This is a genomic window from Cupriavidus phytohabitans, from assembly GCF_017815025.1.
GTDB lineage: Bacteria > Pseudomonadota > Gammaproteobacteria > Burkholderiales > Burkholderiaceae > Cupriavidus.
Map to the genome: position 1 here is coordinate 1 of NZ_JAGIQB010000056.1, position 12,652 is coordinate 12,652.

A 12,652-nucleotide genomic window follows, 5' to 3' on the forward strand; every position below is an offset into this window, starting at 1 on the left:
AGCCGGCCGCTTTGCTGCGACAAGCCGTTGTCGATGCCGAAGCCGCTTTCGAGCACGAAGAGAGCCTTGATGCCGCCACCAAGGTCTTCGTTGCCGCGCAAGCCCCAGCGCGAGCCGGAGAGTCCGCCGGAAGTCAGCCGGTAGGCATCGTTGCCCTGTCCCGGGTTGAATCCGTTGGCGGCCGTCGGCACGACGCCCGCGTGGTTGACGTATTCCAAGTTGGCGTCGATCACGCCGTACAGCGTGACGCTTGACTGCGCAAGGGTCGCCAGCGGCCATCCCAGCAGAGACGCCAGGGCCGTCCTTTTCAGTGACATGCTGTTCTCCTCTCTTCTCTCTTTTCTTGGGTGCAGCCACAACTTCATGCTTTGCATGCCGGACCTTGCAGCATGCTGCCGGACAACCGTTCGAGCTTAGGAGCGCAGCCCGTTTCCCGCCAGCAACTGATGACCGGAAGCCGTGGGAAACACACAGTAATGTCGGCTAATTGCGACAGTCGCCGGCCGGGCGCCATCAAGAGCTGGCAGGGGAACGGGCTTGAACGCGATGGGCGCAGGCAGGGCGCCAGGGCGACTTACCACTGCTGCTGCTTGCTGCCCTTGATGTTGCCCGCTACGCCGCCAGCCACGGCGCCGATCGCCGCGCCGGTCCAGCCGCTACCTCCCGCTATGGCCGCAATGCCCGCACCCGCGGCGGCGCCGATGCCGGCACCGGTCACGGTGCCTTGCTGCTGCGGTGTCATATTCGTGCATCCGGCAGCACCTGCGACGACCAGCGCCGCACCAATCAGTTGGAGTCGTTTCATGGCGTCACCTTACTTCTTGGTCTGCAGACCGGGAACAACCATTTCGAACCAGATCGTTTCAATGACCGGCCGCTGCAACTGGTCAGGATGTGTCGCGTACCAGCGATCCACGCCCTGGCGCACGGAGTCGAGCGAATGGCCCCTGAGCCCTCTTGCAAAGCGCGGAACGATGCTTTGCGAGTCAGGCGGCGGCTTGCCTTCGTGATAGGCGATATCGACCTGGACCACATTGGCAATGCCTACGAGGTAGGCTTTTTTTGTCTGTTCGGAGGAATCTGTCCACTGCTTGCCGGTGATCAGCGGGACTTCATCCGCGCGGGAGCCAGTCGCCAATGTCAACGTCATCAGTGCCGCAGCCGTCACTGCGAGCCGGCTCAGTCTTCTCGCCATTGCAGTCTCCCTCAGCGGTTGCCGCTACCCCACGGGGCGGGTGCGTTTCTTCATATTAGTCTCTGTATGGTGTCTGCAGGGCCACCGTGTCTGCTGGGGGCGCCTGACGCTTCAGTACAACACGTCCAGCTCTTCGAACAACTCACTGTCCTTTTGCGCCGCCGAGCGCGCGCGGCGCCGGATCTCCTGCAGCAGGCAGTCGGTGAAACACTGCGCCGCGGGACTGCGTACCGCGTTGTGGCGCGGCTCGCAGCCAGTGCCGAGGTGCACTACGACCGCCGCTACCCGGTGCTGGTCAACGATCCGGCCACCACGGAGCTGGCCCGCGAGGTTGCCCGCGAGCCGCCGCTGCGGCGACGGGCCACGAACGCGCCGGCCTGACAGAGATTTGCCGCACGCACGGCCGCGTGGTGGTGGCTGGCGTCCTGTTGACGATTGGCGGAACCTCCGCCAGACTGACGCGGTCAGGCAAGGTCGCCCGACCGCGTCGCCGCAGCGCTTGCGTTCAGGCCAGTTCGCCCGAAGCCTGCGCCACCTCCGCGTGCTGCCCCTCCTCGGCATGTTCAGCCTTGCCACCCGGCAGCACCAGGTTCAGCGTCACCGCCACCAGCGATCCAACCGAGATACCCGAGCCGAATACTTCCTGCACGAACAGCGGTAGCTTCGACAGCAGCTCCGGCCGGAAGGTCACCGCCAGTCCGCAGCCGATCGACACGGCCACGATCAGCGTATTGCGCTGCGTGAACTCGATCCGGCTCAGCATGTTGATACCGCCCGAGACGATCATCGCGAACATCATCAGGCCGGCGCCGCCGAGCACAGGCTGGGGAATCGTCACCACCAGTGCGCCCAGCACCGGGAACAGCCCGGCCAGCAGCAGCATCACGCCGGTCAGCGCCACCACGTGGCGGCTGGCAACGCCGGTGAGCGACACCACGCCGACGTTCTGCGCGAAGGTCGACAGCGGCGGGCTCGAGATCAGCGCGGCAAAGGCGGAGCCGAAACCGTCGCACAGGATGCCGCGCGACAGCTTGTTGCCGGTGATCGGCGTCTGCGTGGCCGAGCCCAGTGCCATGAAGGTGCCGGTGGATTCCACCGTCGTGACCAGGTAGGCAATCGCCATCGCAACGATGCCCGACACCGGGAACGACAAGCCGAAATGCAGCGGTTGCGGCAGCGCCAGCACCGGCGCATTGCGCATCTGCGTGAAATCGACCAGTCCCAGCGCCAGGCAAAGCACGTAGCCGCCGAGGATGCCGATGACGATGGCCGAAGCCGAGATCATGCCCTTGCCCCACTGCACCATCGCGATCACCAGCGCCAGCACGAAGGCCGCAATCGCCAGGTTGCCGACCGCGCCATATTGCGGGCTGCCGCGGCCACCGGCGGCCCAGTCCACCGCGACCGGGATCAGCGACAGGCCGATCATGGTGACGACGACGCTGGTGACGGTATGGGGGAAGAGCTTGCGGATGGTCGGCATGAAATGGCTGCCGACGATCATCAGCAGAGAACCGACCAGCGCCGAGCCCAGGATGCCGGCGACGCCGTGCTCGGCGCCAACGCTGATGGCGGCGCCGACGAAGGAAAAGCTGGTGCCCATCACGCACGGCAGGCGAATGCCGACCGGCCCCACGCCCTTGCACTGGATAATGGTCACCACACCCGAGCCGATCAAGGCGGCATTCACCAGCGCAATGATTTCCGCGGTCGGCAGCTTTAATGCCCCGCCGATCACCAGCGGCACCGCAATAATGCCGCCAAGGGCGGCGAGCAAATGCTGAAGCGCCAGCAACACGGTAGTGATGCGCGGCGGACGGTCTTCCACCTTGAACAGCAAAGGTGCCATTAACGTCTCCTGTTTATGCGGGTGGATCTTTCCACCTTTTTCGTTTGTTCCGGGCCGGCCGGCATTTGCCGCCGGGAGGGGCAATGCGTGAGCGCGGAAGCATCGAAGCGGCTTCCGCGGCGCGCCCGGCATGCTATCCGGAAAGTAAATGAAAAATCAATCCGTTTGATTATTCTGGCGCCGTGATGCTATTGGGTTGCGAAATGGTGTATATAAGCTTCGTCCGGCAATATTTTGTCGGCCGATAATAACGGAAGCGGGCTCTTGTTGAAGGGAGACGGTAATCGCGAGTGACTGCGGCGGGCAATTCCGGCAGTCTTTCCTGTAGAATGAATAATCGGCGTGGATAATCGGCGCCGACATATATCTCCAGTGACAATGTCAGCGCCGCTTTGCCGGCATCGCGGCATTGGAGATCCTGCTACGACAATCTGTGTCGACAATGGTCCGGCCCGGAGAGTCAAGGCTTGCTTGCCGCTGTTGTCGCAGGCCGGCTGCTCAGAGCACGTCCGCCACCGCCATGGCGGCGGCGCAGCATGTGAGCGACAGAAGCGTCCACAATGCCAGCAGCAGGAAGTCGTCTGCTACCCGCGTGGCGCGATGCGGATGCTTGCCGGGGAAGGAGCGGGGTACGGCGTCGGCTGGCCGATAGCTGGTGATCTGCACGATGGGCTCCATGCGCTTTCGCGACGGTCGGGCTGGCCGCCGACTGCAGTCATTCACGGCAGTTGAGCGGCGCGGCTCCCGTTAGAGGAAGCATACGAAAGCGCCGCGCTCGCCGATCCCCGTTCGGCACTGATAGCCGCGTCGGCGTCCGTCTGACAGCAGTCCATCCCGCCCCAACCCACGGGATGGACCCCGCTATCAGCGCTCTCCGCTAGCGTTGGAACGGATCGAGATTGAGGAACGGCTTGAGGCCGCTGCTCGCGCCGCCCGCACCGACCGCGCCTATACATTCCGTGTTGTCCACGCCGTTCCCGGTGGTTCCGTCTTGCTCCAAGCCTCCGGTACCGTTGACCTTATGCCCTTGGGGGAAGCACAGCGAGGGGTGGTCGAACGGCGCTTTGCGATAGCGCACGCGGTCATCACCCAGGGCAAGCAGAAAAGCCACCAGGTCTAACTTTTGCTGCTCCGTCAGGCCGAGCGGTGCGATGCCACGATCCAGATTAGCCCTGTTCACGTCCGCGAAATCCCCACCGCGGTTGTAGAAGTCGACCACCTGCATCAGGGTAGATTTGCCGCCGTTATGGAAATACGGGCCGGTAAATTCCAGATTGCGCAGACCTGGTGTCTTGAAGGCACCGTCAACAGCCACACGCTGGGTTGGGTCGACTGCCGTCTCCTTAGCGGTATCGAAGCCGTTGCCCAGCAAATGGGTCTTGCCCTGCTGCGCCATCCGCGTTTCAGAGAGCGGATTGCCGAACGGATCTGTGCCGCCTACACCGAGATCTTCTGTGGTCGGTTGCACGCCGATGTTGTAGAAGCCGTTGTCATAGACAGCTTCCAGCCCATCCCCCATCGGCATCCGCCTGAGCCGCTGCCTGGTCACGCTGGAGAATGAGGCGGCAGTGAATTCAGAACCCGAGTGACAGAAGCCGCAACGCCCGGCCCCGGTGAAGACTCTTGCGCCGCGCAACTGCTGCTCATTCAGGGCTGTGGTCTGGCCCTCGAGGTAACGGTCCACCGGCGTGTCGTTGGCAATCAGGGTGGATTCGTAAAGATGAACGGCGAGGCCGAAGAAGAGCGCAAAGTTGGCCTCCATCTGGCTTACCTCGAATTTCCCGGTACTGCGCTTGAACTGGCGCGGAGGCAACAGATCCATCGAGGCGAACTTCGCCTCATCCGCACCCGACATCTTCAACAGCGTCGGCGAGTTCCAGTACTCGGAGCGGAACGCCTTCTTGATCATCTCGGAGTAGGTCGGTACCTGATCCTTGCTGCGCAGTAACACCAGCGGGCCAAGCACGCTGTCGTCAGCCGCGATGACCTGGCCGGACAACGGCCGCTGGCCAAGCAGCTTCTTGCCGAGCTTCATGAATGACCGTCCATTGCAACTCATTTCGACCGAACTCAGGGGAGGGCCGTCACTTTGCGACGCCAGGGAGGCGCCTGGAATGGCCAACTTGGCTTGCTTCACCACGCCGCCCTCATTCTTCCACACCAGGGCTTCCGGATTGCGCATGCCAAACGGGTCGCCGCCGTTGTACATGTTGTTGGCGCGTCCGTCCCAGAAGTTGCGGAAATTGAATACCGCATTGATGACAGTGGGGGTATTGCGTCCGGTCACCTGGCGAGTGTTGATGCCGTTGATGTTGAAGCCCGTACCGCCGTGGAAGATGTCGTCGGAAACATTAGCGCAGGCATCGCCCGTGCTGCCTGTACCGAATTCAACGAAGTTCGCCGTGAACACCCCTTGCGAGCCGGAAACCTCGTTGACGTTCGAGAGTTGCGGCTGCGACTGGTTCACATCCACATGCTTGGTGAATCCGAAGTCTTCCGGCCTGAAGGTGTAGTTCGGCCGGCCGAGCTGGAAAGTTTTATCGCCGCCCAGCAGGCCTGGAGACAGCTGGTTCGTGATGCGGTTGTCGACACCGGCATGGAAGTGGCAGCTTGCGCAAGAGGTCTTGTTGTCGCTGCCCACCTTCATGTCCCAGAACAGCGCCTTGCCGAGCTGGATGGCGGCCGCCTTGTCCTTGACGAAATCGTCCAGGACTTCGGCGGGCGGACCCGGAACCGTAACGGTCTTGAGCGAACGCAGACCCGCCAATGGATCTACCACCTGGGCGTGCGGTGTCCGCGACGTCAGGCTTAGTGCGGCAGCCAGGATGGCAGCCATTAGCACTGGCCTGGCTAGGCCATTGCTGTTGTCATTGTTGAGCATATCTCTCCCCTCACCGTAGGCAATTGCACCCCATGAATTCGAGCGGCCGTGTCGTGGTTCCCTTCCTCAACTGACCGCCTCCTGCCAGCATTGCTGTCGGTCTCTCCGGCATTGGCATGCAGCCTGCAAGAGGCCGCCGGGGGGATCCGTCGCTATTAATTTTTAGGGGCCGCGGGATGTTCCATGGATTGCGTTATGTGCGGTACCGCACATAACTTTGTTAGCCAATTGAAACGCTCGCCAGCTCGCTGGCATGGCATGGTCCCGCGCCGGAAAACGTTGTCGCAAAAGGCGAGACGGGGGGGTGCCTGGCGCTGCGCGATGGTTGCGATGGCCAGCGAGATGGGATTCAAACTGGGAGTAGGACGCGACACCCAGCTTGAATCAGACCAGAATGGCCTGGTTTTTGCTTTAGCTCTGCCGCGCTTCCATGCTGCGTGAGATTTGGGGCCGTCCACATCGTCCGTACATTCCCTCAGTTGACGAGTAAATTCATAGGCATAAAATCCGATTTATTATTGTGAATAACGGCGGAGCCATGCGATCTGCTGGCACAGCCCGCAAACCGGAGACAGCCCCATGACCCTCAACCTGCGCCGCCGCGTGCTGCTGTGCGCCGCCGTGCTGGGCACCCTGCCCACGCTGGCCTGGAGCGACACCTATCCCAGCAAGCCGATCCGCATGGTGGTACCGTTTTCGCCCGGTGGCGCCACGGATGTGGTGGCGCGGCTGATCTCGCAGAAGCTGGGTGAAGCACTGAAGCAGTCGGTGGTGGTGGAGAACCGGCCCGGTGCCAACGGCATCATCGGCACCGATATCGTTGCGCGCGCGGCGCCGGACGGCTACACGCTGCTGCTCAACACGGCCGGCGCGCAGACACTCAGCCCGCTGTTGTACAAGGCCGGCTACGAGCCGCTGAAGAGCTTTGCGCCGATCTCGCTGATCAGCAATATCGGCTTCGTGATGGTGGTGCACCCGTCGGTGCCGGCCAGGACGGTGCAGGAGTTCGTGGCGCTGGCCAAGTCCAAGACCCGGCCGCTGAGCCTGTCGGCAGGCAGCAGCATGATCGAGCTGATCGGCGCGAGCTTCAAGGCGAACGCGGGCATCCCTGATGTCGTCAGCGCCTCGTACAAGGGTACCGGTCCGCAGATGCAGGCGGTGGTGTCGGGCGAGGTCGATATGACCATCGATCCGTTCAACTCGATGGCGATGATCAAGGCGGGCAAGCTGCGTCCGCTGGCGGTGTTCTCCGCCAAACGGTCGCCGGCGCTGCCGCAGGTGCCGACCATGCAGGAGGCGGGCTTCGACGGCATGGTGTTCAACTCGTGGGCCGGCCTGCTGGCGCCTGCGGGGACGCCCAAGGAGATCGTCAACCGGCTGAACCAGGAGGTAACGCGCATCGTCGCGCTGCCGGAGATCAAGGAGAAGCTCGCGGCGATCGACTACGAGGCGGTCGGCAGCACGCCGGAGCAGTTCGCCACCACCATCGCCGAAGATACGGCGCGTTGGGCCCGCATCGTCAGGGAAACCAACTACAAGGCGGGTTCCTGAGCGGCCACGAAATCCGTGGCGCATGTGGGTTGACCCGCTTCCGGCGCAGGCACTACACTGCGCCCGGTTCTGATAAACGGAGCTATCCGTGGACAGTTGTTCCAGTCATTCTCGCGGAAGGGGATCGCCCCGGGCCGCCATGGCGCGCTGAGCAACTGCAGTCTGAGGCTGCAGGCGCGGCATCGCCGCCTGCAGGTTTCCATCGACGTCAATCCCGGTGAGCGCGCGTGCAGCGTGCGCGCGCTGTCGCTGAGCCGGCGGCGCCCCTTTCCTGTCCATCGAAATCGTGTCACGACCGTCGTGTATCGTCGTCGGCCGTGTCCCCGCATGTGTCCAGGAGGGTTGCCATGGCATGGCACCATGTCTTTGTCCGTCTCGCCGCGGTGGCCTTGCTGGCCGCAGCCTGCCGACCCGCGCTCGCCGCGCGGCCGCTGATCACCGACGATGCCCGCATTGTCGATCCCAAATCCTGCCAGCTTGAATCGTGGATGCAGCTCCAGTCCGCTGGCAATGAGTTCTGGGCGTTGCCGGGCTGCAATCCGACCGGAAATCTCGAACTGACACTGGGCGGCTCGCTGCAGCGCGTGGACGGTGGCACGGATTTCACCAACGTGCAGTTCCAGGGCAAGACGCTGCTGCGGCCGCTGGAAACCGGCGGCTACGGTGTCGCCTTTACGGCTGGCGTGATCCACCATCCGACTGCGGAGCAGCGCAAGCTGTTTGGCAACGTCTATGTCAATGTGCCGGTGTCGTTCTCGTTTGCTGAAGACCGCTTCCTGGCGCACCTCAACGTTGGTGCCAACCGCGATACCGAAGCGAAGCAGACGCGCATGACATGGGGTGTAGGCACGGAGACCCAGGTGCATGCGCGCGTGGCCATCGTGGCCGAGACCTTCGGCGAGAATCGCGGCAAGCCATCGTTCCAGGCGGGTCTGCGCTTCTGGGTCGTGCGGGACCGGGTTCAGCTCGACACCACCTATGGCAATGTATTCGGCGGCGGGACCGGCGAGCGGTTTTTTACGATCGGGCTGCGGTTGTTGCCGCCGGCGTTCTTGCCGTAGCGTTCTGCAACGCCTCGACTTCCTCGCGCGACGGCGGATACGCCCCGGCCCGCGTCGCGGCGACCGCCGCGGCAGCCGCAGCAAGCCGCGCCTGCGCCGCCAGATCGTGCGCGGCGCCCGACAACACACCGGCCATCCACCCACCCATCGCGGCATCGCCGCAGCCGACCGTGTCGGCGACCTCTACACGCAGCGCAGGCTGTTCGATGCTGGCGCTGCCTTTGAACAGCGTCATGCCCTGGGCACCGCGCGTCAGCATCACGGTAGCGTCGGGCGCCATGGCGCGTACCTGCGCGAGTGCAGTGGAGGTGTCGAGGCTGGGAAACAGTCCTGCCAGGTCTTCGTCGGAGATCTTGACGTAGCTGGCGAGGCGCAGCATATGCGCCAGCACCGCGGCGTAGTCCGGTGTGCGCATCAGGTCGCGAAAATTGGGATCGAAGGCGATGCGCTTGCCGGCCTGAGCGGCCTGGGTGGCCTCTTCGCACAGCCGTGCGGCCAGCGGCTGGCGCACCAGGCTGATCGAGCCGAAATGCACCACTTCCGCAGCCTGGCGCCAGCCGGCAGGCAGCGCGGCGGGATCGAAGTGCAGGTCGGCGCTGTCGTCGCCGACAAAGAAATACTGCGGCGGATGGCGCGAGGCAACGAAGGCAAGGAACGGCGAGCGCGGCACGCGCTGCAGGAAACGCGCATCGAGCCCGGCCGTGGCGCTGGCGTGCGCGAGGTCGTCGCCGAACAGGTCCTGGCTGACGGCGCCGGCGAACGCGGTGGCAATGCCCAGCCGCGCGCCGGTGCGCGCCACGTTCCAGCAAGAGCCGCCAGGCAGGCCCAGCCAGCTGCCGTCGGGCTGGCGCACCATGTCGGTCAGGGCTTCGCCAAAGACGACGTAGCGGGGCAGGGATGTAGGCGTGGACATCGGTTGTCTCCGGCGGAAAACTCAGGCAGCGGCGCTTTGCGCGGACTGAGCTGCCTGCGCGCGGCGGATCAGGGCGGCGGTTGATGCATCGTGCGGGGCCGCGGCCGCGGTGCCTTCCAGCTCGCGCTGGATCGGCGCGGCCAGCTTCTTGCCCAGCTCCACGCCCCACTGGTCGAAGGAATTGATCTGCCACAGCGCGCCCTGCACGAAGGTCCGGTGCTCGGCCAGGGCGAGCAGCGCACCAAGGTGCCAGGGATCCAGCCGCCGCAGCAGCAGCGTATTGCTGGGACGGTTGCCTTCGAACACCAGGTGCGGCACCAGCGCTTCATCGCTGACGCCTTCTGACCGCACTTCTGCCGCAGTGCGGCCGCGCAGCAGCGCCTCGCCCTGCGCGAAGCAGTTGGCCAGCAGCTTGGTATGGTGCCCGGGCAGGTCGCTGACCGGCTCCAGCGTGGCGATGAAGTCTACCGGCACCAGCTGCGAGCCCTGGTGCATCATCTGGAAATAGGCGTGCTGGCCGTTGGTGCCGGTCGTGCCCCACACCACCGGGGCCGAGCCCGCCTGGATGCTGCCGCCGTCGAGCCGTACCGACTTGCCATTGCTTTCCATCTCCAGCTGCTGCAGGAAAGCAGGCAACAGTTCCAGCGGTTCGCAGTAGGGGGCCACGCAGCGGCTGCCGGCGCCGAGGAAGCTGCGGTACCAGACATCGAGCAGCCCCAGCAGCATTGGCAGGTTCTGCGCTGCCGGTGCGCTGGCGAAATGCAGGTCCATCGCGCGCGCGCCGTCGAGCAGTTCGCGGAAGCGCGCGAAGCCCACCGCCACCGCGATCGACAGGCCCACCGCCGACCACAGCGAAAAGCGACCGCCCACCCAGTCCCAGAACGGGAACATATTGGCCGGATCGATGCCGAACGCGGCCACCGCGTCGCGGTTGGTCGAGACCGCCACGAAATGGCGCGCCAGGTCCGCGCGCGACGCACCCTGCTGCACGAACCAGTCGCGCGCGGTGCCGGCATTGGCCATGGTCTCCAGCGTGGTGAAGGTCTTGGAGCAGACGATCACCAGCGTGGTGGCGGCGTCCAGCGGCGCCAGCGTGCGCGCCAGGTCGCTGCCGTCGACATTGGCGACGAAATGCATGCGCGGCCGGGCGCTGTCGGCGCTACCCAATGCACGGCACACCATGCGCGGCCCCAGGTCAGAGCCGCCGATGCCGATGTTGACCACATCGGTGATCGCGCGGCCGTCAAAGCCGGTCCACGCACCGCTGCGCACGGCATCGGCAAATCGTTCCATCTGGCCCAGCACCGCGGCGACGTCCTCGCCTACCGGCATGCCAAGCGCGCGGTAGCCGTCCTCGGGGTAAGCGCGCAGCGCGACATGCAGCGCGGCGCGGTGCTCGGTAGTATTGACCGGCTCGCCGGCAAACATGGCATCGCGCCGCTCGCACACGCGTGCCTGTGCCGCCAGGTCGAGCAGCAGTTGCAGCGTCTCGCCGGTGATCCGGTTCTTGGCGTAGTCGAGCGTCAGGCCGCAGGCCTCGGCGATGAAGCGGTCGGCACGCGCCAGGCCATGCGGGCCGTCGAACCAGTAGCGCATATGGGTGTGGTGCATCGTCTCGGCATGGGCGCGCAGCGCTTGCCAGGCGGGAAGGGTGGTGGTCATGTCGATGGCTCCTACATTTCTTCGTGCCAGGCCTGGCCGTCGCGCGACAGCAGGGCGCTGGAGGCCGCCGGGCCCCAGGTGCCGGCGGTATATGGCTTGGGCGGCGCGGTGGTGTTCTCCCACGCCTGCAGGATCGGCGCGACCCAGCGCCATGCCTGCACCTGCTCGTCGCGGCGCACGAACAGGCCCAGCCGGCCGCGGATCACGTCGAGCAGCAGCCGCTCATAAGCGCCCACGCGCCGCACGCGCGGCGCGGCGCTGTTCAGCTGCAGGTCGAGCGAGGCGGGCTGCAGTGCCTGCGTGTCGCCCGGCTGCTTGGTCAGGAAATAGAGGCGGATGCTCTCCTCCGGCTGCAGCGTGATCACCAGCCGGTTGCCGGCCATGGTGCCCAGCGGATGCGGGAACAGGGGGTACGGCACGTCATGGAAATGGATCACGATCTCCGCCACGCGCGACTGCATGCGCTTGCCGGTACGCAGGTAGAACGGCACGCCGGCCCATCGCCAGTTGGCGATCTCGGCGCGGATGGCGACGAAGGTTTCGGTGCGGCTGTCGGGGGCAATGCCAGGCTCGCTGGCGTAGCCGGGCACCGGGTTGCCGCCCGCGGCGCCACGGCAATACTGGCCGCGTACCACTTTCTCGGCCACGTCCTCGGTGCGGATCGGGCGCAGCGCCTTCAGGATCTTGAGCTTCTCGTCGCGGATGGCGTCTTCCGACAGGCTGGTGGGCGGCTCCATCGCCACCATGCACAGCAGCTGCAGCAGGTGGTTCTGCACCATGTCGCGCAGCGCGCCGATGCCGTCGTAGAAGCCGCCGCGGCGCTCCACGCCCAGCTCCTCGGCAATGGTGATCTGCACCTGCCGCACCCATTCGCGCCGCCACAGCGGCTCGAACAGCACGTTGCCGAAGCGCATCGCCATCAGGTTCTGCACCGACTCCTTGCCGAGGTAGTGGTCGATGCGGTAGATGCGGTCCTCGGCGAAATGCCGCGCCACTTCGGCGTTGATGGCCTCGGACGAAGCCAGGTCATGGCCCAGCGGCTTCTCCAGTACCACCCGGCTGCGCTCGCCGGCCAGCCCCACGCGCGCCAGCTGGGCGCAGATAGTGGCGAACAGGTGTGGTGCCGTCGCCAGGTAACACACCACCACCGGCGCGGCGCGGGCGTTGACCAGTTCGGCCAGCGCGTCGAAGCCGGCATCGGCGTTGGCATCCACCTGCAGGTAGACGATACGGTCCAGGAAGCCTTGCCAAGCCGATACGTTGCCGGCCAGCGCCGGCAGCACCTCGTCGTTCAGCATGGCCACGTAGGCGTCGTGCGACAGCGGCTGGCTGCCCAGCGCCAGGATGCGCCCGCGCGCGTGCAGCGCCCCGGCGGCGTGCGCGTCGAACAGCGCCGGCAGCAGCTTGCGCCGCGCCAGGTCGCCGGTGGCGCCGAACAGGACGAAGTCGAATTCGGGCGCGTGGGCAGCGGCCGGAGCCGCGGCGGAAAGGCTGTCCATCATATCGGGAAGAAACGGTGCGTTCGGCAAAGAGATTGGAA

General features: G+C 65.2%; 12 protein-coding genes. 2 read left to right on the top strand and 10 right to left on the bottom strand.

Annotation, left to right across the window (positions count from 1 at the left end):
- The 7 genes from J8I34_RS28445 to J8I34_RS28475 all read right to left on the bottom strand — a co-directional run.
- The coding region (locus J8I34_RS28445) for a porin (RefSeq protein WP_209807576.1) at window positions 1-317 on the bottom strand (317 nt) is incomplete at its 3' end.
- A gap of 257 nt (window positions 318-574) precedes the next feature.
- Entirely contained in the window at window positions 575-805 is a 231-nt protein-coding gene (locus J8I34_RS28450; RefSeq protein WP_029049432.1) for a YMGG-like glycine zipper-containing protein, read from the bottom strand.
- A 9-nt stretch (window positions 806-814) separates the two neighbouring features.
- On the bottom strand, window positions 815-1,195 hold the full coding sequence (locus J8I34_RS28455) for a hypothetical protein (RefSeq protein ID WP_209768546.1): 381 nt from the start codon (window positions 1,193-1,195) through the stop codon (window positions 815-817).
- 111 nt (window positions 1,196-1,306) lie between these two features.
- Window positions 1,307-1,465, bottom strand: a complete 159-nt coding sequence (locus J8I34_RS28460; RefSeq protein ID WP_245176199.1) for a hypothetical protein — start codon at window positions 1,463-1,465, stop codon at window positions 1,307-1,309.
- Window positions 1,466-1,700: 235 nt separating this feature from the next.
- Window positions 1,701-3,044, bottom strand: a complete 1,344-nt coding sequence (locus J8I34_RS28465; RefSeq protein ID WP_209807577.1) for a nucleobase:cation symporter-2 family protein — start codon at window positions 3,042-3,044, stop codon at window positions 1,701-1,703.
- Window positions 3,045-3,542: 498 nt separating this feature from the next.
- Complete coding sequence (locus tag J8I34_RS28470; RefSeq protein WP_198030868.1) at window positions 3,543-3,710, bottom strand: hypothetical protein; 168 nt, start codon at window positions 3,708-3,710, stop codon at window positions 3,543-3,545.
- Window positions 3,711-3,921: 211 nt separating this feature from the next.
- Window positions 3,922-5,880: a cytochrome-c peroxidase gene (locus tag J8I34_RS28475; RefSeq protein ID WP_209807578.1), complete on the bottom strand. Its 1,959-nt coding sequence runs from the start codon at window positions 5,878-5,880 to the stop codon at window positions 3,922-3,924.
- 624 nt (window positions 5,881-6,504) lie between these two features.
- On the opposite strand from J8I34_RS28475, the gene J8I34_RS28480 reads away from it, so the two are divergent.
- Both J8I34_RS28480 and J8I34_RS28485 read left to right on the top strand, forming a co-directional pair.
- Window positions 6,505-7,476 (top strand): Bug family tripartite tricarboxylate transporter substrate binding protein, encoded by a 972-nt coding sequence (locus tag J8I34_RS28480; RefSeq protein WP_209807579.1) that lies wholly within the window; start codon window positions 6,505-6,507, stop codon window positions 7,474-7,476.
- A gap of 347 nt (window positions 7,477-7,823) precedes the next feature.
- Window positions 7,824-8,537 carry a PA4824 family protein gene (locus J8I34_RS28485; RefSeq protein WP_209768553.1) on the top strand — a complete coding sequence of 238 codons (714 nt, stop codon included), beginning with the start codon at window positions 7,824-7,826 and terminating at the stop codon, window positions 8,535-8,537.
- Here J8I34_RS28485 and J8I34_RS28490 read toward each other — a convergent pair.
- The 3 genes from J8I34_RS28490 to zwf are packed head-to-tail and all read right to left on the bottom strand — an operon-like array spanning window position 8,494 to window position 12,614.
- Window positions 8,494-9,450, bottom strand: coding sequence for a carbohydrate kinase family protein (locus J8I34_RS28490; protein ID WP_209807580.1), 957 nt, complete (start codon window positions 9,448-9,450; stop codon window positions 8,494-8,496). The two genes, J8I34_RS28485 and J8I34_RS28490, sit on opposite strands and share 44 nt — an antisense overlap.
- Before the next feature lie 21 nt (window positions 9,451-9,471).
- Complete coding sequence (pgi, locus tag J8I34_RS28495; protein ID WP_209807581.1) at window positions 9,472-11,112, bottom strand: glucose-6-phosphate isomerase; 1,641 nt, start codon at window positions 11,110-11,112, stop codon at window positions 9,472-9,474.
- A gap of 11 nt (window positions 11,113-11,123) precedes the next feature.
- Complete coding sequence (gene zwf / locus J8I34_RS28500) at window positions 11,124-12,614, bottom strand: glucose-6-phosphate dehydrogenase (RefSeq protein WP_051320647.1); 1,491 nt, start codon at window positions 12,612-12,614, stop codon at window positions 11,124-11,126.
- Window positions 12,615-12,652: the final 38 nt, after the last annotated feature.

Coding starts and splice junctions, on each gene's coding strand:
- J8I34_RS28450 (WP_029049432.1), bottom strand. CDS start 805: ATGAAACGACTCCAACTGATTGGTGCGGCGCTGGTCGTCGCAGGTGCT.
- J8I34_RS28490 (WP_209807580.1), bottom strand. CDS start 9,450: ATGTCCACGCCTACATCCCTGCCCCGCTACGTCGTCTTTGGCGAAGCC.
- J8I34_RS28485 (WP_209768553.1), top strand. CDS start 7,824: ATGGCATGGCACCATGTCTTTGTCCGTCTCGCCGCGGTGGCCTTGCTG.
- J8I34_RS28475 (WP_209807578.1), bottom strand. CDS start 5,880: ATGGCTGCCATCCTGGCTGCCGCACTAAGCCTGACGTCGCGGACACCG.
- zwf (WP_051320647.1), bottom strand. CDS start 12,614: ATGATGGACAGCCTTTCCGCCGCGGCTCCGGCCGCTGCCCACGCGCCC.
- J8I34_RS28480 (WP_209807579.1), top strand. CDS start 6,505: ATGACCCTCAACCTGCGCCGCCGCGTGCTGCTGTGCGCCGCCGTGCTG.
- J8I34_RS28455 (WP_209768546.1), bottom strand. CDS start 1,195: ATGGCGAGAAGACTGAGCCGGCTCGCAGTGACGGCTGCGGCACTGATG.
- J8I34_RS28465 (WP_209807577.1), bottom strand. CDS start 3,044: ATGGCACCTTTGCTGTTCAAGGTGGAAGACCGTCCGCCGCGCATCACT.
- pgi (WP_209807581.1), bottom strand. CDS start 11,112: ATGACCACCACCCTTCCCGCCTGGCAAGCGCTGCGCGCCCATGCCGAG.